We start from the raw sequence: 20,808 nt of genomic DNA, 5'->3' as shown, positions 1-20,808 counted from the left end.
ACCCCGATGCTGCAATACCTGAAAGTCGAGATCGACCGCGGCACGCCCCAGCGCGTGTCCGCGAAGACCGTCACCCTGACCATCGACGGCAGCGCCGTCAGCGTGCCGGAAGGCACGTCGCTGATGCGCGCCGCCGCGGACGCGGGCGTGCAGGTGCCCAAGCTCTGCGCCACCGACAGCCTGGAGCCCTTCGGTTCCTGCCGCCTGTGCCTGGTGGAGGTCGAAGGCCGCAAGGGCTTCCCCGCTTCGTGCACCACGCCCGTCGAAGCCGGCATGGTCGTGCGCACGCAAACCCCCAAGCTGCAGGAGCTGCGCAAGGGCGTGATGGAGCTCTACATCAGCGACCACCCACTGGACTGCCTGACCTGCAGCGCCAACGGCAACTGCGAGCTGCAGGACATGGCCGGCGTGACGGGCCTGCGCAACGTTCGTTATGGGGTCGGCGCGGCCGCTGGCAAGCACCACACCGACGCGAAGAAGGACGAGTCCAACCCGTACTTCACGTTCGACCCGAGCAAGTGCATCGTCTGCAACCGCTGCGTGCGCGCCTGCGAGGAAACGCAGGGCACCTTCGCGCTGACGATCTCCGGCCGCGGCTTCGACAGCCACGTGTCGGCGGGCCAGGACCAGCCGTTCATGGAGAGCGATTGCGTGAGCTGCGGCGCCTGCGTCGAAGCCTGCCCGACCGCCACGCTGAGCGAGAAGAGCGTCATCGAACTCGGCCAGGGCGAACACAGCGTGCTCACCACCTGCGCGTACTGCGGTGTCGGCTGCGGCTTCAAAGCCGAGATGAAAGGCAACACGGTGGTGCGCATGGTGCCGTGGAAAGACGGCAAAGCCAACGAAGGCCACAGCTGTGTGAAGGGGCGCTTCGCCTGGGGCTACGCCACGCACAACGACCGCATCACCAAGCCCATGATCCGCGCGAAGATCACCGACCCGTGGCAGGAAGTGTCGTGGGACGAGGCCATCAACCACGCCGCCAGCGAGTTCAAACGCATCCAGGCCAAGCACGGCAAAGACGCGGTTGGTGGCATCACCTCCAGCCGTTGCACCAACGAAGAAACCTACCTCGTGCAAAAGCTGGTGCGCGCCGCGTTCGGCACCAACAACGTCGACACCTGCGCGCGCGTGTGCCACTCGCCGACCGGCTACGGCCTGGGGCAAACCTACGGCACGTCGGCCGGCACGCAGACCTTCAAGAGCGTGGAGGAGGCCGACGTCATCCTCGTCATCGGCGCCAACCCGACCGACGCGCACCCGGTGTTTGCCTCGCGCATGAAGCGGCGCATTCGCGAAGGCGCGCAACTGGTGGTGGTCGACCCACGCCGCATCGAGCTGGTCGAATCGCCGCACATTCGCGCGCAGCACCACCTGGCGCTGCGCCCCGGCACCAACGTGGCCATGATCACGGCCATGGCGCACGTGGTCGTCACCGAAGGGCTGGTGAACGAGGCTTTCGTGCAGGAACGCTGCGACACCAAGAGCTTCAACCACTGGCGCGCCTTCGTGGCGCTGCCGGAGAACTCGCCCGAGGCGTTCGAGGCCGTCACCGGCGTGCCTGCGACCGACGTGCGCGCAGCCGCCCGCCTCTACGCCAGCGGCCCGAACTCCGCCATCTACTACGGCCTCGGCGTGACCGAACACGCGCAAGGTTCGACCATGGTGATCGGCATCGCCAACCTGGCCATGGCCTGCGGCATGGTGGGCCGCGAAGGCGTGGGCGTGAACCCGCTGCGCGGCCAGAACAACGTGCAAGGCAGCTGCGACATGGGCAGCTTCCCACACGAGCTGCCGGGCTACCGCCACATCAGCGACACCACGGTGCGCAGCCAGTTCGAAGCGGCCTGGGGCGTGGACATCAGCCCCGAGCCCGGGCTGCGCATTCCGAACATGTTCGACGCGGCGCTGGGCGGCAGCTTCCTGGGCCTGTACTGCCAGGGCGAAGACATCGTGCAGAGCGATCCCAACACGCAGCACGTGGCCGCCGCGCTGTCCGCCATGGAATGCATCGTGGTGCAGGACATCTTCCTCAACGAAACCGCGAAGTACGCACACGTGCTGCTGCCGGGCACCAGCTTCCTGGAAAAAGACGGCACCTTCACCAACGCCGAACGGCGCATCAGCCGCGTGCGCCAGGCCATGCCACCGATCCCGGGCCTGGCCGACTGGGAGGTCACGGTGAAGCTGGCGAACGCGCTGGGCTACCCGATGCACTACGACCACCCCGAGCAGATCATGGAAGAGATCGCCTCGCTCACACCGAGCTTCGCGGGCGTGTCGTACGAGAAGATCGACCGGCTGGGCAGCGTGCAATGGCCTTGCAACGAGAGCACGGACGAAGCCGGCACAGCGTTGATGCACGTCGACGGTTTCGTGCGCGGCAAGGGCAAGTTCTTCAACACCCAGTACGTGCCCACGCAAGAGAAAATCACCAAGCGTTTCCCCCTGCTGCTCACCACCGGCCGTGTGCTGTCGCAGTACAACGTGGGGGCGCAGACGCGGCGCACCGACAACAACCAGTGGCACGAAGAAGACCGGCTCGAACTGCATCCGCACGATGCCGAAGAGCGTGGCGTGCAGGAAGGCGACTGGGTGGGCATTGCCAGCCGCGCGGGCCATACCGTGCTGCGCGCGCAGATAAGCGAACGCATGCAGCCCGGCGTGGTCTACACCACCTTCCACTTCCCCGAGTCGGGCGCCAACGTCATCACGACGGACAACTCCGACTGGGCCACCAACTGTCCCGAGTACAAAGTGACCGCGGTGCAGGTGACCAAGGTGATGCAGCCATCCGACTGGCAGCGCGACTACGCGGCGTTCAACGAGCAGCAGCTGGACTTGCTCGCGCAGGCACGCAACGTCGAAATGGTGACCGGCAAGTGAAACCTCTGGATGTCGGCGCGGTCCCGCAGGGCGTGTGCGCTGCGCAGGTGACCGAATGGCGCCACGCGCAAGCCACGCCGCGCACCGACTGGATCGCCGACGAAGCTCCCGTTGCGCTGGTGTTCAACGGCGTGTCGCACGCCGTCATGCTCGCCAGCCCCGAAGACCTCGAAGACTTTGCGCTCGGATTCTCGATCACCGAGGGATTGCTCGAATCGCCCGGGGAGCTCTACGGCGTGGAAGCGCAACCGGTCGAAGGCGGCATTGAACTTCGGCTGGAAGTGGCCGCTGCCTGCGAATGGCGCCTGAAGGAACGGCGGCGCACCATGGCGGGCCGCACCGGCTGCGGCCTGTGTGGCACCGACAGCCTGGCACAGGTGCGGCGCGAGCTGCCACGCGTACAACCAACCTCCGTGGCCATCGCTGCCTTGGCCTTGGCCCAACGCGAACTGCAAACCCGGCAAGCCATGCAACACCTCACCGGGGCCACCCATGCCGCCGCCTGGTGCGCACGAGATGGCGCGGTCCGCCTCGTTCGCGAAGACGTGGGCCGCCACAACGCGCTGGACAAATTGATTGGCGCCATGCTGCGCGCCGGTGAGGATGCTAGCGACGGCTTCGTCACCATCACCAGCCGCGCCAGTTTTGAAATGGTGCAGAAGACGGCTGCGATCGGCGTCGGTCTGTTGTCGGCCGTCTCAGCCCCGACCGCCCTCGCCGTGCGCACCGCGCAAGACCTGGGCGTTGCCCTCGCCGGCTTTGTGCGCGGCGACGACTGCGTGGTCTATACCTTCCCCGAACGCTTTTCATTGCCTCTTCAAGCTCAAGCCCATGGACATTGACAACCTGGTTCAGATGGCCAACCGCATCGGCGAATTCTTCGAGTCGATGCCCGACCAGGAAGAAGCGCTGGACGGCATCGCGACGCACCTGAAGCGCTACTGGGAGCCGCGCATGCGCACGCTGTTGCTGGAACACGCCGATCGCGCGGGAGACAGCTCGGGTCTCAGCCCGCTGGTCGCGCAAGCGATCCACACGCGGCGGGCCTCGATCGTCTCCGCGAGCTGAAGGCCTACAAGGCCACGCTCTCCATCACGGTCCGGTAGTGCCCCAGGTCGGGCACGGCCTGGCCCGGCACCTTGGCCAGGTCGTCGTAGCGCCGCAGGCGCACCGCGCTGAGCGAATGGGGCACGCGCGCAAACGCCTCGCCCTGCGCGGTGGTGAAAATGCCGCCCTGCTGTTCCAGGCTGGCCTTGGACGCGGGTGATAGCCGCGTCCAGTAACCCGCTTCGATCAGGCACAGGTAGCGCTTGGCATCCACGTGCAGGCGGATCGGCGCGAGCACGCTGTCGGGGAACACGCCGCGCAGAAATGGCAGGGCCATGAACTGGTGCAGGTCGTCCTGGTCGGGCGGTGGCTCGGCCGACGCGGCCTGTTCGGCGGCCAGCAAATGCCCCAGGTCGTGCAGCAAGGCGGCCACGACCACCTCGGGCCGTTCGCCCGCCGTCTCGGCCAGGTGAGCGCACTGCAGCGCGTGCTGCAACTGGCTCACCGCTTCCTGGCCGTACTGCGCTTCGCCGCGGGTCTGCAGCAGCAGGACGATGTCGTTCAGACTCAGTGCCATGTCAGACCGCCACCTGGCGAATGCGCGCCGAGATCATGTCGATCGCGGTGACGGTCACGATGATGATGATCATCACGGCGCAGGTCTCGGCGTACTGGAAGCCGCGGATGATTTCCCACAGCACCACGCCGATGCCGCCCGCGCCCACCATGCCCACCACCGAGGCCGAGCGCACGTTCGCCTCAAAGCGGTAGAGCGTGTACGAGATCCACAGCGGCATGACCTGCGGGATCACGCCGTAGACGATTTCGTGCAGCGCCGACGCGCCGGTGGAGCGGATGCCTTCGACCGGCTGCGGGTCGATCGCCTCCACCGCTTCGGAGAACAGCTTGGCCAGCGTGCCCGCCGTGTGGATCCACAACGCCAGCACACCCGCGAACGGGCCCAGGCCCACGGCCACCACGAAGAGCATGGCGAACACCACCTCGTTGATCGCGCGGAACGCGTCGAGCAGGCGGCGCACCGGCTGGTACACCCACCACGGCACGATGTTGCTCGAGGCCAGCAGCGACAGCGGGATCGCGGTGAGCACGGCCAGTGCGGTGCCCCACAGCGCAATCTGCAGCGTGATGACCATCTCGTGCACGTAGATGCGCCAGTCCGCGAAGTTGGGCGGGAAGAACTCCGACGCGTAGGCCGCCATGTTGCCCGAGTCGCTGATGAGCGCGAGCGGCCGCATGTCGGCGCCCTGCCACGAGGCCGCGAGCAGCGCCAGCAGCGCGCCCCAGGACAGGTACCAGAGCAGGCCGTGTTTCGGTGAGGCGTTCTCGGCAGCCACCAGCCATTTGGACGAAGAGAGCGTGGTCATGGGGGATGGCCGACGGAATCGTTTACTTCAGCAACGCGATCTGCTGATCGATCTGCGCCATCTGGGCCTTCTTGTCGGCCTCGGCCATCGTCGCGTCGGCTTCGATCTTGTTGCGCTTGGCGAACAGGTCGAGCTGGCGGATCGGCTTGAGCTGGTCGTTGGTGGACGGCTTGAAGCCCGAGAGCTTGGAGATCTTCATCACGATGTCCTTCTCGCGGGCATCGGTCTTGGCGTAGTTGTAGAAGAAGTTCTTGAGCTTGGTCTTGGTGGCCTCCGGCAGACCCTTGTGCATCACCAGCGGGTCCAGCGGAATCAGCGGCGAGGTCCAGACGATCTTGATCATCTTGAACTTCTCGGGCTGGCGCTCGACCAGCTTGTCCATGGTCTCGCTGTTGGTCACGGCGACGTCGACCTGCTTGTTGGCCGCGGCCAGCGCGTTGGTTTCGTGGTTCGCGCTGCGCACGATCTTGAAATGCGTCTTGGCGTCGATCTTGTTCTGCGCGAAGACGTAGAAGCCGGGCACCAGGAAGCCGCTGGTGGAGTTCGGGTCGCCGTTGCCGAAGCTCAGCGACTTGCCGTTCTTGAGCACGTCATCGAGGTTGTTCAGCGGGCTCTCGGCGTTCACCACCAGGTGCGAGTAGTAGCCCTGCGTGCCATCGGCGTTGACCATCTGCGCGAACACCTCGCCGTTGGCGCGGTCCACGGCCTCCATCGCCGACTTGTTGCCCAGCCAGGCCACCTGCACCTTGGCAAAGCGCATGCCTTCGATGATGCCGGCGTAGTCGGGCGCGAAGAAGGCCTTGACCTTCAGGCCGGTCTGCTTCTCCATGTCTTCCAGCAAGGGCTGCCAGTCGGCCTTGAGGTTCTGCGTGGACTCGGTGGAGATGATGCCGAAGTTGATGTCCTGGGCCTGCGCGGTGGCCAGGCCGAGGCCCAGGGCCAAAGCGGCGACGGAATGTTTGAACATGGGAAACATGGAGAACGCTCCTGATGGATGTGAAGGGTTGGGAGAAAAAGATGCGCCAGGCTCAGGCGGCGTGCGCCACCGGCTGGTGCCAGGCGGGGGCAGGAATGGGTGGATTCATGGGAACCACGGTGCCACCGTGGATGAACTCGCTGCCGTTCAGAATTTCGTCGGCCTGCATGCCGTAGAGATCGCGCAGCAGCGCGGTGGAGAGTTGGCTGGCCGGGCCGTCGTACACCACGCGGCCCTGGTGCAGCGCGATCACGCGGCGGCAGAAGCGCTTGGCCATGTCGACCTGGTGCAACGAGACCACCACCGTGCTGCCGTCTTCGCGGTTGATGCGCGCGAGCATCTCCATGACGTTGCGCGAGGCCTCGGGGTCGAGCGAGGCGATCGGTTCGTCGGCCAGCACCACGCGCGCGCCCTGCACCAGCGTGCGCGCGATCGCGGCGCGTTGTTGTTGTCCGCCCGAGAGCGTGGAGGCGCGCTGCGCGTGGCAGTCGGCGATGCCCACGCGGTCCAGCGCTTCCAGCGCCAGCGCGCGTTCCTGTCGGTTGAAAAGCTGGAACCAGCTGCGCCACCACGGCATGCGGTGCAGGCGGCCCACGAGCACGTTGACCAGCACCGGCAGGCGATCGACCAGGTTGAACTGCTGGAACACGAAGCCCACTTGCGAGCGGATGTGGCGCACGTCGCTCTGGATGGCGCCGCCGCGTTGCACGCAGCGCCCGTCGATCTCGATGCAGGCCTGGCTGCCCGCGTCGGCCGGCATGAGGCCGGCGATGTGGCGCAGCAAGGTGGACTTGCCCGAGCCGGAGGCGCCGATCAGCGCCACCATCTCGCCTTGGGCGATTTCCAGGTTGATGTCGCGCAGCGCGTGCTTGCCGTTGGCGAAATGTTTGTCGAGGTGGCGGATGCTCAGCGTCATGGTGTTCGTCCGTTCAAGATGTCTATACAAGCAGTGTCGGGAGAAGCTGTGACAGTTTCTTGACGCTCTCGGGAAACTTTAGGGTCACATCACGCGCCGGCCTTCGCGCCACACACCGCGCACCACCCCTTGCTGGCTGCCGTCGGGCAGGTTCACCACGCGCACCTGGATGAGGTCGGCACGCAGGTCGGGCGCGATCGCGCCGCGGTCGTGCAGGCCCGTGGCGCGCGCGGGGTTCAGGCTCACCATGGCGACCGCTTGCGGCAAGGGTGTGATGCCGTCCTTCACCAACCGCAGCATCGCGCTCAGCAGGCTGCCCGGCACATAGTCGGACGAGAGGATGTCGAGCACGCCGTGGCGCGCCAGGTCGGCGGCGGCCACGTTGCCCGAATGCGAGCCGCCGCGCACCACGTTGGGCCCGCCCATCACGGTGAGCAGGCCGCGCTGGTGCGCCGCCTGCGCCGCGGCGAGCGTGGTCGGAAACTCCGACATGCTGGCACCTTCGGTGTGGGCCTGTTCCACATGCGCGACGGTGGTGTCGTCGTGGCTGGCGAGTGCGATACCGTGCGCGCGGCAGTAGTCCACGAAGTAGGCGCGGTGCGGTTCGGCGTACTGCGCCTGCAGTTCTTCCGAATGCGCCACCTGGCGCTCGAACTTCTCGCCGCTCCAGCCCTTCTTGCCGGTGAAATAGACGCGCGCGTGTTCGATGTTCTCCCACTGGCGCTGGCCCGGTGTGTGGTCCATCAGCGAGATCAGCGACAGGCGCTCGTGGCCCTTGAACGGCTCGAACAGGTCGATGGTGTTGGGCGCCGGCAGTTCGCAGCGCACGTGCAGGTGGTGATCGGCGCGCAGCATCTCGCCGCGCGCGCAGTCTTCCAGCGTGCCCAGCAGTTTGTGCCAGGTGCTGCCGCGCAGGCTGTCGGGGTCGGCGTCACCCACGCCGAGGGCGTCGAACACGGTGGTGATGCCGGCCGCGACCACCTCGGCGTCGTGCGCCATCAGCGCCGGCATCTCGGCCCACTGCACCTTGGGCCGCGGCATGAGGTGGCGTTCCAGGTTGTCGGTGTGCATCTCCACCAGGCCGGGCATGAGGTAGTCACCCTCCAGGTCGACGGTGCCGGTCACGCCGGTGCCATGGCCGTTCACGTCGTGGATGCGGCCGCGCTTCACCGAGACGCTGCCGTGGTGCACCGCGTCGGGCAGGACCACGCGGGCGTTGTTGAACACGATGTCGTGGCTCATTGGACTACCCTCCGCGCGATGCGCTGCGGGACTGAGCGCCTTCGGAACGGCCGTGCGGCGCTCATGCGCGAACTCCCCGAAATTCGGCCACGTTGACGCGGCGGGTGGCCACGGCGTCGCCCACATGGGCGTCGTGGAAGATGCCCATCACGGCGGCGCCGCGCGCCACCGCTTCGCGGATCAGCTCGATCACGGTCTGGGTGTTGGCCGCATCGAGCGAGGCCGTGGGCTCGTCGAGCAGCAGCACCGGGCGCGGCTTGATCATGTTGCGTGCGATGTTGATGCGCTGCTGCTCACCACCCGAGAAAGTGGCGGGTGGCAGCTGCCACAGCCGTTCGGGAATGCGGAGGCGCTGCAGCCACTGGCGCGCCTGCTCCCGCGCGGTATCGCGCGCCGCGTCGTCGGCAGCGTCTTCGAGCAAGGGCTCGGCCACCACGTCGAGCGCGGACACGCGCGGGATCACGCGCAGGAACTGGCTCACGTAGCCCACGGTGTGGCGCCGCATCTGCACCAGCGCACGGGGTGTGGCGGTGGTCACGTCGATCGCGTCGCGCTGCGGTGCGTTCACGGTGATCTGGCCGCTGCTGGCGCGGTAGTTGGCGTAGACCAGCTTGAGCAGCGTGCTCTTGCCCATGCCCGAAGGGCCATCGAGCACCACGCATTCGCCCGGGTCGACGCGCAGGTCGACGGCTTGCAGCACGCGCAGTTCGGCGCCGTGCTGGTGGTGCAGGGTAAAGCTCTTGCTCACCCCCTGGAATTGAAGTGCGGCGGTGTTCATGGTTGCAGTACCGAAGAAACAAGAAGCTGGGTGTAGGGGTGTTGCGGGTCGTCGAGCACCTGGTCGGTCAGGCCGGTCTCGACGATCTCGCCGCGCTGCATCACCGCCATGCGGTGTGCCAGCAGGCGGGCCACGGCGAGGTCGTGCGTGACGATCACCACCGCGAGCTGCATCTGCTGTGTCAAGCCGCGCAACAGGTCGAGCAGGCGCGCCTGCACCGACACGTCCAGGCCCGAGGTGGGTTCGTCCATGAACACCAGGCGCGGTTGCGTCACCAGGTTGCGCGCGATCTGCAGGCGCTGGCGCATGCCGCCGGAGAAGGTGCGCGGCGCGTCGTCGATGCGGATGGCGTCGATCTCCACGCGCTGCAGCCACTCTTCGGCCTGGCAGCGCAGGCGGCCGTAGTGGCGCTCGCCCAGGCCCATCAGGCGTTCGCCCACGTTGGCGCCGGCCGACACGTCCATGCGCAGGCCATCGGCCGGGTTCTGGTGCACGAAGCCCCAGTCGGTGCGCGCGAGCAGGCGCTGCTGCGCTTCGCTCATGGCGTGGATGTCCTGCAGCTGGCCGTCGCGGCCGAGGAACTCGACGCTGCCCGCGTCGGGCCGGCTGCGCGCGGCAATCGCGTTGAGCAGCGTGCTCTTGCCCGAGCCGGATTCGCCGACGATGGCGAGCACCTCGCCGGGCCAGAGGTCGAAGGAGGCGCTGTGCAGCGCCACGCGGTCGCCGTAGCGCTTGGCCACGTTGCGCACGCGCAGCAGGGGCGTGGGGTCGGTGTGAAGGTTCTGCAGGTTCATTGGACGTCCTTCGTGCAAGCGACCTGCCGCGTCTGGCAGTAATCGGAGTCCGAGCACACGTGCATGCGCTGGCCGGCGTTGTCGGTGATCACCTCGTCGAGGAAGGAATCGTCCGCGCCGCAGAGCGCGCAGACGGCGTCCCATTTCTGGATCTCGAACGGGTGGTCCTCGAAGCCCAGGCTCTCGACTTCGGTGTAAGGCGGCACCGCGTAGATGCGCTTCTCGCGGCCCGCGCCGAACAGCTGCAGGGCCGGGTTCATGTGCATCTTGGGGTTGTCGAACTTCGGGATCGGCGAGGGCGCCATGATGTAGCGCCGGTTCACCATCACCGGGTAGTCGTAGGTGGTGGCGATGTGGCCGTAGCGCGCGATGTCCTCGTACAGCTTCACGTGCATCAGCCCGTACTCGGCCAGGCCGTGCAGCGTGCGCGTCTCGGTCTCGCGCGGCTCCAGCCGCTGCATCGGTTCGGGCACCGGCACCTGGTAGACGATGACCTGCCCTTCGGTGAGCGGAATTTCCGGAATACGGTGGCGCGTCTGGATCACCGTGGCCTCGGGGGTGCGCGTGGTCGTCCGCACACCCGCGGTGCGCTGGAAGAAGCGGCGGATGTTGACCGCGTTGACCGTGTCGTCCGAGCCCTGGTCAATCACCTTGAGCGTGTCGTCGGGCCCGATCACGGCCGCCGTGACCTGGATGCCGCCCGTGCCCCAGCCATACGGCAGCGGCATCTCGCGCGAGCCGAACGGCACCTGGTAGCCGGGAATGGCGATGGCCTTGAGGATGGCGCGGCGGATCATGCGCTTGGTGCGTTCGTCGAGGTAGGCGAAGTTCACGCCGGCCTCGACGTGGGCCGCCTCGGTCTCGGCGATGAAAGGGGATTCGATCGGGGCGTTCATGCGCGCTCCTCCTGTGTGTCGTGGGTGGGCGCGGTGGGCTGGGCGCGCATCTTGCGCACCAGCTCCAGCTCGGCCTGGAAGTCGACGTAATGGGGCAGCTTCAAGTGCTGCACGAAGCCGGAGGCTTCGAGGCTGTCGCTGTGCGAGAGCACGAATTCCTGCATCTGCGCGGGCGACTCGATGGCCTCGCCCAGTTCGTCGGCGCGCAGCGCGCGGTCGACCAGGCTCATGGCCATGGCCTTGCGCTCGCTGTGCCCGAAGGCCAGGCCGTAGCCGCGCGTGAATTGCGGTGGCTCGTGTTTGCTGCCGGCGAACTGGTTCACCATCTCGCATTCGGTGATCTCGATGTCGCCGATGGAGATCGGGAAATTCAGTTCCTCGGGCACCACCTCCAGCGCCACACGGCCCAGCCGCAGCTCGCCCACGAAGGGGTGCGAGTGCGCGTAGCCGCGCTGCGTCGAGTACGCCATCGACAGCAGAAAACCTTCGTCGCCGCGCGCCAGGTTTTGCAGGCGCGTGGCGCGGCTGGCGGGAAAGCGCAGCGGCTCGCGCGTGAGGTCCTTCGGTGCGGGGTCGCTCTCGGGGCGCGGGTGGCGCTCGATCAGACCCTCCTGGTTCAACAGGTCCACCACGCGCGGCACGGACTCGCCTTGAGGCGATGCCGCGTCGCCCGCCGGGAGGTCGGCGCCCTGCGCCTGGGCCAGCAGCGTGAAGTCGAGCAGGCGCTGCGTGTAGTCGTAGGTCGGGCCGAGCACCTGGCCACCGGGCAGGTCCTTGAAGGTGGCGGAGATGCGGCGGTCGAGCTGCATCTGCGCGGTGTCCAGCGGCTCGGTGCTGCCCAGGCGCGGCAGCGTGGCGCGGTAGGCGCGCAGCAGGAAGATGGCTTCCACCAGGTCGCCGCTGGCCTGCTTGATGGCGAGTGCCGCGAGCTCGGGGTCGCAGACCGAGCCTTCGGTCATCACACGGTCCACCGCGAGCTTGAGCTGGGTCTGGATCTGCGCGACGCTCAGTTCGGGCTGGGCGGTGTCGCCGCGGCGTTGCTGGTCGAGCAGCTTGTAGCTGTTGAGAATGGCGGCTTCACCGCCTTTGACGGCCACGTACATGGTCAGGCCTCCTCGGTGTGTTGCGGCGCGGCTGCGCCGATGCGGGTGGTGCGCGGCAGGCCGGCGATGTGCGTGGGCGTGCTCAGGAACACGTCGACACCGCGCGGAAAGCTGGCGTGGTTGTGGGACCACTGCGCGGCGAAGTCGGTTGGCAAGCCGTGCACCGACAACAGCGCCGTGCCCTGGATGCCGGGGCCGCTGAGCGTCCAGGCGTCACCGTGCGTGTCGAGCACTTCCAGGATGCAGGTGGCCGAGTGGTCGGGCTGGTTGTCGCTGCCGCGGAGCAGGCTGGCGAGCGCGGGCATCGCGTCGCCTTTGGCCACCCACACGAACTGCGCGTCGCACGCGTTGGCCACCCGTTGGCAACCGGTGTGAAAGCGCAGCCACGACGCGGCGTCGGACGCGGCCAGCGTGGGCGAGAGCCACACGGTGCAGTCGGCATCGAGCAGCGACAGCAGCAGCACGGCCGCCGCGCCGTGGCCTTGCCGTGGCCGCTCGGCGTGCATCGGCATGGCGGTCCAGCGGCCGGGGTAGGACAACGCATTCATGGACGCGCGAAACGCGGCCTGGCTGCCGAAGGCTTCGTGCTCGAAGCCGCCGACGATGTGTTGCAGGTCGGTGGCGTTCATGCGTCGTCCTCTTCGTCGTTGCCCGCACCCGCTTCGCGCGCCACGGTAAAAAATTCGACCTTGGTGGTCTGCGCCCGTGCGTGCCGCTGCGCGGCCTCGTGCCGCAAGTGCACGCGAATGGGTTCGAGCAGGCTCAGCTCCAGCGCGGCCTGGTGCGCGGGCTGCTGCAGCAGCGCGTCGGCCACGGCGGCCAGGCGGGCCTGGCGCTGGTTGCGGCCCATCACATAGGCCACGCCCACCGATGCGTCGCCCGCGGCCAGGCGCAGAGCGCAGCGCGTGACCGTGACCTCGCCGAGGTTGAAACGTTCGCCGGTGCCGCCCGCGCGGCCCTGCACCATCATCAGCCCGGTTTCGGGCCGGCGCAGCCAGCGCACATCGCTGTGCGCGTGGGCCGCAAGCGCGGCCTCCAGCAGACCCTGCGGCGCGCGTGCCAGCAAACCCATCCAGGCTTGCCGGCCCATCGGCCGGTTCGGTGCTGCATTGTCAAATGCATGAAACATGTCGGTGGTACTCTGTGGATTGTCTATACAACTTCAAACACAGCCCCGAGCGTAGAGACCCACTGTGTAGCTTTCATGACAACAAATCTGGTTTTGGATTCCGATGCCGCGCCGCGCCAGAGCTTCTGGTCACACATCGCCAACGAGATCGCGCAGGCCATCGGCCAGGGCGTGTATTCGCCCGGCGAGCGGCTGCCCTCCGAGCACACGCTGGCCGAGACCTTCGGCGTGAACCGGCACACCATCCGCCGCTCGATCGCGGCGCTGTGCCAGCGCGGCCTGCTGCGTTCCGAGCAAGGCAGCGGCACCTATGTGGAGGACTTCGCGGTGGACCTCGCCATCGGCAAGCGCACGCGCCACCGCCAGAACCTGGCGCAGGCCGGTCTGCGCGGTGGCCTGCAGGTGCTGATGGCCGAGCGCGTGCGCGCCAGCGCCGACCAGGCGCGCGCGCTGCAGGTGGCGGCGCGCAGCGCGTTGCTGCACCTGCAGATCCTCGGCGAAGGCGGCGGGCAGCCGCTGCACGTGAGCGACCGTTACTTTCCGTTGCCACGTTTCGAGAGTCTGGAAGACGTGGTGCGCGAGACCGGGTCCATCACCGCCGCGTTCGCGGCGCACGGCGTGAGCGACTATGTGCGCCACGAAAGCCGCATCAGCGCGCGCCTGCCCAGCGCCGGGACCGCCGCGCTCTTGCGCCAGCCGGTCACCCGCCCCGTGCTGCTGGTGACCAAGGTCAACACCGACCTCGACAACCAGCCGATCGAACTCGCCGAGACCTGGTTCGCCGGCGATCGCGTCACGCTCACGGTGAACCACGATGGCGAATGACATGCAACAGCCGCACCGTGTCGCGGTCTATTTCGCGCCACGTCCTCAGAGCGTGTGGTGGCAGGCCGGCAGCCAGTGGCTGGGGCGTTGTGCCGCGACCGGTGCGGCGTTCGAACTGCGCGAGGTGCCCGGCGTGTCAACGGACCTGCTGCGCGACCTCACCGCCGAGCCGCGCCGCTACGGCTTTCATGCCACGCTCAAGCCGCCGTTCCGGTTGCAACAAGGCCAGAAGCTGGACGATGTGCTGCAGGAGCTTCACCGCCTGTGCGGCGGCATCGCGCCCTTCACCTTGCCGCCCCTGCGGGTGGCGATGCTGGGCGACTTTCTCGCCTTGCGGCCCGAGGGCGACAACCGGCGCGCCGATGATCTCGCCGCACGCTGCGTGACGTCGCTGCAACCCTTGGCCGCACCGCTGTACGCCGACGAGTTGGCGCGCCGCCGGCGGCAGCCGCTCACGCCCGAGCAGGACGGGCTGCTGCAGCGCTGGGGCTACCCCTGGGTGCTGCAACAGTTCCGTTTTCACCTCTCGCTCACCAGCAGCCTCAAGGCCTGCAGCGAGGCACAGCGCGCGGCGCTGGTGCACGCCGCCGAGGCCGTGTTCCACCCGCTGCCGGCGTGCAGCGTCGACAGCATCGCCGTCTTCGTCGAGCCCCGGCCCGGCGCGGACTTCGTGCTGGCGGACCATCAGGCGTTGCGCGCATGAGCCGCCGCCTGGTGTATGTGATGGGCCCCTCCGGCGTGGGCAAGGACAGCGTGCTGGACTGGCTGAAGGCGCACGCGCCCGCCCGACCCGTGGTGCATTTCGCGCGGCGCACCGTGACGCGCCCGGTGAACGCCGGTGGCGAGGACCACGAAGCCCTGTGCACCGACGCCTTTGAACAGCAGACGCAGGCCGACGCCTTTGCGCTGCACTGGCAGGCCAACGGCTTGCGCTATGGCGTGCGGCATGGGCAACTGGCGCCGCTGCGGCAAGGGCGATGTGTGCTGGTCAACGGCTCGCGCGGCCACCTGCGGCAAGCCCTGGAGGCCTATCCGGACATGACGGTGGTGCACATCACGGCGCGGCCCGAGACCGTGCGGCACCGCCTGCTCGGGCGGGGTCGCGAGACCGCCGACGAGGTCGAAGCCCGGCTGCAACGCGCACAGGCGTTCGTGGCTCCACCGGGCGCGCACCGCATCGAGAACGACGGCGCGCTGCAGGACGCGGGGCTGGCCTTGTGGCGCATCGTGGGTCGGCTCGACGCTTCGGCGGGCGCGTGAGACCCGGGGTCAGCCGATCGTCATGAGCGACGCATTGCCGCCCGCCGCTGCTGTGTTGACACTGAGCGCGCGCTCGACCACCAGACGCTCCAGGGGCACGTCGCTCTCACCGGGCGCCAGGCGCTCCACGCTGATGACGGGCCCATCACGACGGGCCAGCTGCTGCTGGATCTCTTCGAGCCGGGACAGGTCGCCATGCAGCAGGACAGCATCGAACGCCACCGCAGGGCTGAACGGGTCGCTGGCGACCCGCACGCAGGCCTGGAACTCCGCGGGGAGACGCTCCAGCTGGTGTTGTGCCTGCGCGGGCCAGATCGCGCGGCTGCCCACCGCCAGCACCGCCGCCAGCTGCACGAGGCGGTCCTGTGGGTCGTCGGCGATGCTCAGCACCGCGGTGCGCGGCACCAGCGAATAGACGTTGCGTTCGCCGGTCGGCCCCGGCAGCTCCAGCGAATTCCGTGCGGGCATCGCACGTTGAAGGGCGTCGCACACCTCGGCCAACGGGTGGTTGTTCTGCGCGACGGCCCAGTTCCTGAAGCGGTGCAGCGGCGAACGCCCATTCTCGGGTTGGGCGGCGTCCTGGGCCTCCAGCGCCCGTGTCAGCACGTCCTTCGGCCGCGCCGCCAGCAAGCGGACCAGGTAGAGCGGCCCACCCGCCTTGGGGCCCGTGCCCGACAGGCCTTCGCCACCGAAGGGCTGCACGCCCACCACGGCGCCCACCATGTTCCGGTTCACGTACAGGTTGCCCGCATGCGAAGCGTCGACCACGCGGGCAATCGTCTCGTCGATGCGCGTGTGCAGGCCCATCGTCAGTCCATAGCCAGTGCCATTGATCTGGGACATGAGCCCATCGAGTTCTTCGCGTTTGTAGCGGACGAAATGCAGCACCGGGCCGAACACCTCGCGCTGCAGCGCGGCCAGGCTGTCGATTTCGATCAGGGTCGGCAAGACGAAGGTGCCGCTCTCCAACGCGTGTTCGCTGTGCCCGGCAATCTGGTGCACGCGGTGGCCCTTGGCGCGCATGGCGTGGATGTGGCGGTCGATGTTGGCCTTGGCCTCGCCGTCGATCACGGGACCCACGTCGGTGGCCAGGCGCGACGGATCGCCCACGCGCAGCTGCGCCATTGCACCGAGCAACATCTCGAGCACCCGGTCGGCGGCATCGTCCTGCACACACAGGACGCGCAGCGCCGAGCAGCGCTGGCCGGCGCTGTCAAACGCGGAGGCCACGACGTCGCCCACGACCTGTTCAACCAGCGCGGACGAGTCCACGATCATGGCGTTCTGCCCGCCCGTCTCCGCGATTAGGGGAATGGCCCGGCCGCGCGGATTCACACGGCCCGCCAGGTTGGCCTGCAGCAACCGCGCCACTTCCGTGGACCCGGTGAAGAGAACGCCTTGCACCCGCAGGTCGCGCACCAGTGCCGCGCCCACCTCGGCGCCGGAACCCGGGAGCAATTGCACCGCGTCGCGGGGGATGCCCGACGCCCACATCGCTCTCACGGCCTCGGCCGCGATCAGCGGTGTCTGTTCCGCGGGTTTGGCCAACACCACGTTCCCCGCCGCGAGAGAAGCGGCGATCTGACCGACGAAGATGGCCAGCGGAAAATTCCAGGGGCTGATGCACACCACGGGGCCCAGCGGCACATGGGTGGCATTGTCAAAGTGCGTGCGCACGGCTTGCGCGTAGTAGCGCAGGAAGTCGACCGCCTCGCGCACCTCGGCCACCGCGTTGGCGGCCGTCTTGCCGGCCTCGCGGATCAGGATGCCCATGAGTCGGGGCATGTCGCCTTCGAGGTGGTCGGCGGTGGCCTCCAGCAAACGGGCGCGTTCCTGCGGGCCCGTGCCGGCCCAGCGAGGAGCGCCCTGCGTTGCCGAGCGCAGGGCGAGCTCGATGTCAGCGCCAGAGCTCGAGCGCACCGTGCCGACGATGTCCGCGTGGTGGGCCGGGTTGCGCAGCGCTTCGGCGCTGGCGCCAGCACTGTCTTGCGCCAGCAGGGGGCGGGCTTCCTGGGCGTCGAGCCTGACATCGGCGAAGGTGGCGGCCAGCTGCTGCAGCTGTGCGTCGTTCGACAGGTCCACGCCCGACGAGTTGCGCCGCTGCGAACCGAACAGGTCCTTGGGCAGGGGAATCAACGGGTGCGGCAGCCCCACCGCGCCCTCCGCGCGTGCATGGGCTTCGATGATGTCGACCGGGTCGTCCACCAGCGTGTCGATGTCGATGGTCTGGTCCGCGATCTGGTTCACGAACGAGGTGTTGGCACCGTTCTCGAGCAAGCGCCGCACCAGGTAGGCCAGCAAGGTTTCGTGCGTGCCGACGGGCGCGTAGATGCGACAGGGTCGCCCCAGCTTGCCTTGTGCAGCGTCGCCCACGACCTGCTCGTACAGCGGCTCGCCCATGCCGTGCAGGCATTGGAATTCGTACTGCTGCGGCGTGTAGCGCGACGGGTCCGCCAGCTCGTAGATGGTGGCGAGGGTCTGTGCGTTGTGCGTCGCGAACTGCGGGTAGACCGCGTCGGGCGCGGCGAGCAGCTTGCGCGCGCAAGCGATGTAGGCCGCATCGGTGTACGGCTTGCGGGTGTAGACCGGATAGCCGTCCATGCCGTCGACCTGGGCGCGCTTGATCTCGGTGTCCCAGTAAGCGCCCTTGACCAATCGGACCATGAGCCGGCGCTGGCTGCGGCGGGCGAGGTCGATGATGCAGTCGATCACGTAGGGGCAGCGCTTCTGATAGCCTTGGACGACGAAGCCCAGCCCGCTCCAGTGCTGCAACTGGGGTTCGAACGAAAGCTTCTCCAGCAGATCGAGCGAGAGCTCGAGCCGGTCGGCCTCTTCGGCGTCGATGTTCAGGCCGATGTCGTGGCGCTTGGCCATGGCGCAAAGCCGCACCAGGATGGGATAGAGCTCGGCGATCACGCGGTCATATTGCGCGCGGCTGTACCGCGGGTGCAAGGCCGAGAGCTTGATGGAGATGCCGGGCCCCTCGTGCACGCCTTTGCCGGCCGCCGCCTTGCCGATGGCCTGGATGGCGTGCTCGTACTCGCGCAGGTACTTCTGCGCGTCGCGCGCCGTGAGCGCCGCTTCGCCGAGCATGTCGTAGGAGTAGCGAAAGCCGTCCTTCTCCCGCGCGCTCGCGTTGCGCAGGGCCTCTTCAATGGTCTCGCCCGTGACGAACTGTTCGCCCATCATCCGCATGGCCATGTCCACACCCTTGCGGATCAAGGGCTCTCCGCCCAGACCGACCAGGCGGCCCAGCGCCGACGACAGGCCCGACTCGCTGTGCGTGGCCACCAGCTTGCCCGTGATGAGCAAGCCCCATGTCGCGGCGTTGACGAACAGCGACGGGCTGCGGCCCAGGTGCGAATGCCATTGGCCGCGCGAGATCTTGTCGCGGATCAGGTCGTCGCGCGTGGCCTTGTCGGGAATGCGCAGCAGCGCCTCGGCCAGGCACATCAAGGCGATGCCTTCCTGCGAGGACAAGGCGTATTCCTGCAGGAGGTTCTGCACCAGGCCGGCGCGGCCGGCGCTGGCCTTGCGCGTTCGCAAAGTGTCGGCGATGCGCGATGCCAGCGCCTTGACGCGCGCCGCGGCGTCCGGCGCGAGCCGCGCCGCGTCCAGCACGCGGGCCACGGCCTCGGGCTCGGGCAGCCGCCACGCGGTCGTGATGGCCCGGCGAAGCAGGGTCGAGCCGAACGGAGAGGGTTGGAAAAAGGTCTCGGGGATGTGCGTGGGAGCTGTCGGCATGCAAGGCACCTTTGAAGTGATTGCTGCAATGATCCTGGTTTTTTATGGCATATTGTTTCGAATTTTCAACTTCTATCGGAGCTATTCACTATGAACGATCTTCCCGAACTGGACCGGATCGACTGGCGCATCCTGCAGAACCTGCAGGACGATGGCCGGATGTCGAACCTGAAGTTGGCCGAGGCCGTGGCGCTGTCGCCCACCGCCGTGCTGGCGCGGGTCCAGCGGCTCACGCGGGACGGCTTCATCGAAGGTTACGAAGCGCGCTTGAACCCCCGGTTGATCGGCGTGGGCATGCTGGTGTTCGTGGAGGTGCTGCTCGACCGCACCACGCCCAATGTGTTCGACCAGTTCCGCGCGGCCGTGCAGGTCCATCCGGAGATCCTGGAATGCCACATGGTCGCGGGCGGCTTCGACTACCTGATCAAGACCCGTGTGGCAGACATGAACGCCTACCGCCAGTTTGCCGGCACGGTGCTCTGGCAACTGCCTGGGGTGCGGGAGACCCGCACCTACGCGGTGATGGAAGAGGTGAAGAACTCGACGAAGTTGCCGCTCGCGCTGAACTAGACCCGGCGCGGGCACAGCTCTTGCGTCCGATTTCATGGACTGACCCGACTAATTGCGACGCTTTTCTTGGTGAAAACCCGAGGTTTTTTGTGCCTATACTTCCCAAGAAATGGGCCTTACTAGCGAAAACCTCTGCCTACTGCTTCAAATTCGAAGTAATGTTCACTCCAGACTTCAGATAATTGCCATATTCTCAGATTTTTGCGAATGTCTCACCTTAAATTGGATCCAATCATGGATCTAATAATGGAGCACAAACACATGTCAAATGCCGTCCACGTTTCTCGCCGCAACGTCCTTCTGGGCGCGTTGGGTGCCGCCACCGTGCTGACCTGTGGTGCACAGACGCCCGAGCCCGGATGGGACCCTCGCCGGCCCATCCGCTTCATCGTTCCGTTCGGCGCGGGTGGCTACACGGATGCCGTGGCCCGCCTCGTCGCCCAGCACCTGGGCGTTGCCTTGGGTCAACCCACGACCGTTGAAAACCGCCCCGGGGCAAACGGGGTCGTCGGCACCGGCGAGGTGGCGCGCGCGCCCGCCGATGGCCACACGCTGTTGGTGGTGGCGCCGGGCCACGCGGGGAACGTGACGATGGTGCCCAAGCTGCCCTACGACACGCTGAAGGACTTCACGCCCGTCAACCTGCTCGTCACCCTGCCGAGCGTGGTCATCGTCCCCGCGTCGAGCCCCATCAACACCCTGCAGGACCTGTTGAAGACCGCCAAGGCACAGCCGGGCCGGCTGAACTACGGCAGTGGCGGCAATGGCTCTTCGCAGCACATGGCCATGGAGATGCTCAAGCACAAGGCCCGCGTTTCGATGACGCACATTCCCTACCGCGGCAGTTCCTTTGCCGAGGCGGACCTTCTCGGCGCCCAACTCGATGTGATGTTCTCCTCCACGATCTCGGCGATCCCGCTGGCCAAGGCGGGCAAGATCAAGATCCTGGCCATCTCCAGCGAAACACGTTCCGCGGCGTTGCCGAGCGTGCCCACCATCGCCGAAGCCGCCCTGCCCGGCTTCAGCGCCGTGACGTGGAACGGCTTGTTTGCCCCCGCGGGCACGCCCCCTCAACTGATCGCCCGTCTCAGCGCCGAGGTGAACAAGCTGATGCTGCTGCCGGAGGTGCAGGAACGCCTGGTCAAGCTCGGCGCGGAGCACCCCGTGAACACCCCGCAGCAGTTCGATGCCTTCGTGCGCAAAGAGATTGCCGAACAGGGTGCGGTGATCAAGGCCGCGGGCATCAAGGCGGACTGA

The 20,808-nt window shown here is 67.5% G+C and carries 20 protein-coding genes; 8 read left to right on the top strand and 12 right to left on the bottom strand.

All coding sequences use genetic code 11. The features are described 5' to 3' along the window. Positions 1–6 precede the first annotated feature (6 nt). The 3 genes from fdhF to FFS09_RS23620 are packed head-to-tail and all read left to right on the top strand — an operon-like array spanning position 7 to position 3,954. Positions 7–2,886, top strand: a complete 2,880-nt coding sequence (gene fdhF / locus FFS09_RS23630) for a formate dehydrogenase subunit alpha (protein ID WP_137921393.1) — start codon at positions 7–9, stop codon at positions 2,884–2,886. Further along, the gene (gene fdhD / locus FFS09_RS23625) at positions 2,883–3,728 is read left to right on the top strand and encodes a formate dehydrogenase accessory sulfurtransferase FdhD (protein WP_137921392.1); all 846 of its coding nucleotides are present in this window, start codon (positions 2,883–2,885) and stop codon (positions 3,726–3,728) included. The genes fdhF and fdhD overlap by 4 nt, the downstream gene beginning before the upstream one ends. Next, positions 3,718–3,954, top strand: coding sequence for a formate dehydrogenase subunit delta (locus tag FFS09_RS23620; protein ID WP_137921391.1), 237 nt, complete (start codon positions 3,718–3,720; stop codon positions 3,952–3,954). Before fdhD ends, FFS09_RS23620 begins: the two co-directional genes overlap by 11 nt. 4 nt (positions 3,955–3,958) lie before the next feature. Here FFS09_RS23620 and FFS09_RS23615 read toward each other — a convergent pair whose 3' ends face one another. The 11 genes from FFS09_RS23615 to phnG all read right to left on the bottom strand — a co-directional run bounded on the left by FFS09_RS23615 (position 3,959) and on the right by phnG (position 13,152). After that, positions 3,959–4,510 (bottom strand): phosphonate degradation HD-domain oxygenase, encoded by a 552-nt coding sequence (locus tag FFS09_RS23615; protein ID WP_137921390.1) that lies wholly within the window; start codon positions 4,508–4,510, stop codon positions 3,959–3,961. A gap of 1 nt (position 4,511) precedes the next feature. After that, complete coding sequence (gene phnE / locus FFS09_RS23610; protein WP_137921389.1) at positions 4,512–5,318, bottom strand: phosphonate ABC transporter, permease protein PhnE; 807 nt, start codon at positions 5,316–5,318, stop codon at positions 4,512–4,514. Positions 5,319–5,340: 22 nt separating this feature from the next. Beyond that, positions 5,341–6,285, bottom strand: a complete 945-nt coding sequence (phnD, locus tag FFS09_RS23605) for a phosphonate ABC transporter substrate-binding protein (protein WP_137921405.1) — start codon at positions 6,283–6,285, stop codon at positions 5,341–5,343. 61 nt (positions 6,286–6,346) lie between these two features. Next, positions 6,347–7,210, bottom strand: coding sequence for a phosphonate ABC transporter ATP-binding protein (phnC, locus tag FFS09_RS23600; protein ID WP_137921388.1), 864 nt, complete (start codon positions 7,208–7,210; stop codon positions 6,347–6,349). A gap of 84 nt (positions 7,211–7,294) precedes the next feature. Then, complete coding sequence (locus FFS09_RS23595) at positions 7,295–8,452, bottom strand: alpha-D-ribose 1-methylphosphonate 5-triphosphate diphosphatase (RefSeq protein WP_137921387.1); 1,158 nt, start codon at positions 8,450–8,452, stop codon at positions 7,295–7,297. Between the two features lie 61 nt (positions 8,453–8,513). Further along, a complete protein-coding gene (gene phnL, locus FFS09_RS23590; RefSeq protein ID WP_137921386.1) occupies positions 8,514–9,230 on the bottom strand; it encodes a phosphonate C-P lyase system protein PhnL in 717 nt (238 codons plus the stop codon). Further along, on the bottom strand, positions 9,227–10,024 hold the full coding sequence (gene phnK / locus FFS09_RS23585) for a phosphonate C-P lyase system protein PhnK (protein ID WP_137921385.1): 798 nt from the start codon (positions 10,022–10,024) through the stop codon (positions 9,227–9,229). The genes phnL and phnK overlap by 4 nt, the downstream gene beginning before the upstream one ends. Next, positions 10,021–10,920 carry an alpha-D-ribose 1-methylphosphonate 5-phosphate C-P-lyase PhnJ gene (locus tag FFS09_RS23580; protein WP_137921384.1) on the bottom strand — a complete coding sequence of 300 codons (900 nt, stop codon included), beginning with the start codon at positions 10,918–10,920 and terminating at the stop codon, positions 10,021–10,023. The genes phnK and FFS09_RS23580 overlap by 4 nt, the downstream gene beginning before the upstream one ends. Continuing rightward, complete coding sequence (locus FFS09_RS23575; protein WP_137921383.1) at positions 10,917–12,023, bottom strand: carbon-phosphorus lyase complex subunit; 1,107 nt, start codon at positions 12,021–12,023, stop codon at positions 10,917–10,919. Before FFS09_RS23575 ends, FFS09_RS23580 begins: the two co-directional genes overlap by 4 nt. 2 nt (positions 12,024–12,025) lie before the next feature. Continuing rightward, on the bottom strand, positions 12,026–12,652 hold the full coding sequence (gene phnH, locus FFS09_RS23570) for a phosphonate C-P lyase system protein PhnH (protein WP_137921382.1): 627 nt from the start codon (positions 12,650–12,652) through the stop codon (positions 12,026–12,028). Beyond that, complete coding sequence (phnG, locus tag FFS09_RS23565) at positions 12,649–13,152, bottom strand: phosphonate C-P lyase system protein PhnG (RefSeq protein WP_137921381.1); 504 nt, start codon at positions 13,150–13,152, stop codon at positions 12,649–12,651. The genes phnH and phnG overlap by 4 nt, the downstream gene beginning before the upstream one ends. 75 nt (positions 13,153–13,227) lie before the next feature. Between phnG and phnF the strand changes: the two genes are divergently transcribed. From phnF to phnN, 3 genes are read left to right on the top strand one after another with little or no spacing between them, the layout of a single operon-like run. Next, on the top strand, positions 13,228–13,977 hold the full coding sequence (gene phnF, locus FFS09_RS23560) for a phosphonate metabolism transcriptional regulator PhnF (RefSeq protein ID WP_137921380.1): 750 nt from the start codon (positions 13,228–13,230) through the stop codon (positions 13,975–13,977). 1 nt (position 13,978) lies between these two features. Then, the gene (locus FFS09_RS23555; protein WP_252374494.1) at positions 13,979–14,680 is read left to right on the top strand and encodes a DUF1045 domain-containing protein; all 702 of its coding nucleotides are present in this window, start codon (positions 13,979–13,981) and stop codon (positions 14,678–14,680) included. Then, positions 14,677–15,237 carry a phosphonate metabolism protein/1,5-bisphosphokinase (PRPP-forming) PhnN gene (gene phnN, locus FFS09_RS23550; RefSeq protein ID WP_137921378.1) on the top strand — a complete coding sequence of 187 codons (561 nt, stop codon included), beginning with the start codon at positions 14,677–14,679 and terminating at the stop codon, positions 15,235–15,237. Before FFS09_RS23555 ends, phnN begins: the two co-directional genes overlap by 4 nt. A gap of 9 nt (positions 15,238–15,246) precedes the next feature. Here the strand turns inward: phnN and putA are convergent, their stop codons facing one another. Beyond that, positions 15,247–18,981, bottom strand: coding sequence for a trifunctional transcriptional regulator/proline dehydrogenase/L-glutamate gamma-semialdehyde dehydrogenase (gene putA / locus FFS09_RS23545; protein ID WP_137921377.1), 3,735 nt, complete (start codon positions 18,979–18,981; stop codon positions 15,247–15,249). 90 nt (positions 18,982–19,071) lie between these two features. Here putA and FFS09_RS23540 point away from each other — a divergent pair, with 90 nt between their 5' ends. After that, positions 19,072–19,551, top strand: coding sequence for an Lrp/AsnC ligand binding domain-containing protein (locus tag FFS09_RS23540; protein WP_137921376.1), 480 nt, complete (start codon positions 19,072–19,074; stop codon positions 19,549–19,551). A gap of 261 nt (positions 19,552–19,812) precedes the next feature. Continuing rightward, positions 19,813–20,808, top strand: coding sequence for a Bug family tripartite tricarboxylate transporter substrate binding protein (locus FFS09_RS23535; RefSeq protein ID WP_171020154.1), 996 nt, complete (start codon positions 19,813–19,815; stop codon positions 20,806–20,808).

It is taken from the genome of Hydrogenophaga sp. 2FB, from assembly GCF_005503365.1.
In the GTDB taxonomy this organism is placed as follows: domain Bacteria; phylum Pseudomonadota; class Gammaproteobacteria; order Burkholderiales; family Burkholderiaceae_C; genus Hydrogenophaga.
The sequence above is the reverse complement of the archived record's forward strand: the minus strand, read 5'-3'. Positions and strand labels throughout refer to the sequence as shown.

Bases quoted from the DNA above. Each gene is read 5' to 3' on its own strand.
- FFS09_RS23535 (WP_171020154.1), top strand. From the start codon at position 19,813: ATGTCAAATGCCGTCCACGTTTCTCGCCGCAACGTCCTTCTGGGCGCG.
- FFS09_RS23555 (WP_252374494.1), top strand. From the start codon at position 13,979: ATGCAACAGCCGCACCGTGTCGCGGTCTATTTCGCGCCACGTCCTCAG.
- phnL (WP_137921386.1), bottom strand. From the start codon at position 9,230: ATGAACACCGCCGCACTTCAATTCCAGGGGGTGAGCAAGAGCTTTACC.
- phnF (WP_137921380.1), top strand. From the start codon at position 13,228: ATGACAACAAATCTGGTTTTGGATTCCGATGCCGCGCCGCGCCAGAGC.
- phnN (WP_137921378.1), top strand. From the start codon at position 14,677: ATGAGCCGCCGCCTGGTGTATGTGATGGGCCCCTCCGGCGTGGGCAAG.
- putA (WP_137921377.1), bottom strand. From the start codon at position 18,981: ATGCCGACAGCTCCCACGCACATCCCCGAGACCTTTTTCCAACCCTCT.
- phnK (WP_137921385.1), bottom strand. From the start codon at position 10,024: ATGAACCTGCAGAACCTTCACACCGACCCCACGCCCCTGCTGCGCGTG.
- phnD (WP_137921405.1), bottom strand. From the start codon at position 6,285: ATGTTCAAACATTCCGTCGCCGCTTTGGCCCTGGGCCTCGGCCTGGCC.
- FFS09_RS23620 (WP_137921391.1), top strand. From the start codon at position 3,718: ATGGACATTGACAACCTGGTTCAGATGGCCAACCGCATCGGCGAATTC.
- phnC (WP_137921388.1), bottom strand. From the start codon at position 7,210: ATGACGCTGAGCATCCGCCACCTCGACAAACATTTCGCCAACGGCAAG.
- FFS09_RS23575 (WP_137921383.1), bottom strand. From the start codon at position 12,023: ATGTACGTGGCCGTCAAAGGCGGTGAAGCCGCCATTCTCAACAGCTAC.
- phnE (WP_137921389.1), bottom strand. From the start codon at position 5,318: ATGACCACGCTCTCTTCGTCCAAATGGCTGGTGGCTGCCGAGAACGCC.
- phnG (WP_137921381.1), bottom strand. From the start codon at position 13,152: ATGTTTCATGCATTTGACAATGCAGCACCGAACCGGCCGATGGGCCGG.
- fdhF (WP_137921393.1), top strand. From the start codon at position 7: ATGCTGCAATACCTGAAAGTCGAGATCGACCGCGGCACGCCCCAGCGC.
- FFS09_RS23595 (WP_137921387.1), bottom strand. From the start codon at position 8,452: ATGAGCCACGACATCGTGTTCAACAACGCCCGCGTGGTCCTGCCCGAC.
- FFS09_RS23580 (WP_137921384.1), bottom strand. From the start codon at position 10,920: ATGAACGCCCCGATCGAATCCCCTTTCATCGCCGAGACCGAGGCGGCC.
- phnH (WP_137921382.1), bottom strand. From the start codon at position 12,652: ATGAACGCCACCGACCTGCAACACATCGTCGGCGGCTTCGAGCACGAA.
- FFS09_RS23540 (WP_137921376.1), top strand. From the start codon at position 19,072: ATGAACGATCTTCCCGAACTGGACCGGATCGACTGGCGCATCCTGCAG.
- FFS09_RS23615 (WP_137921390.1), bottom strand. From the start codon at position 4,510: ATGGCACTGAGTCTGAACGACATCGTCCTGCTGCTGCAGACCCGCGGC.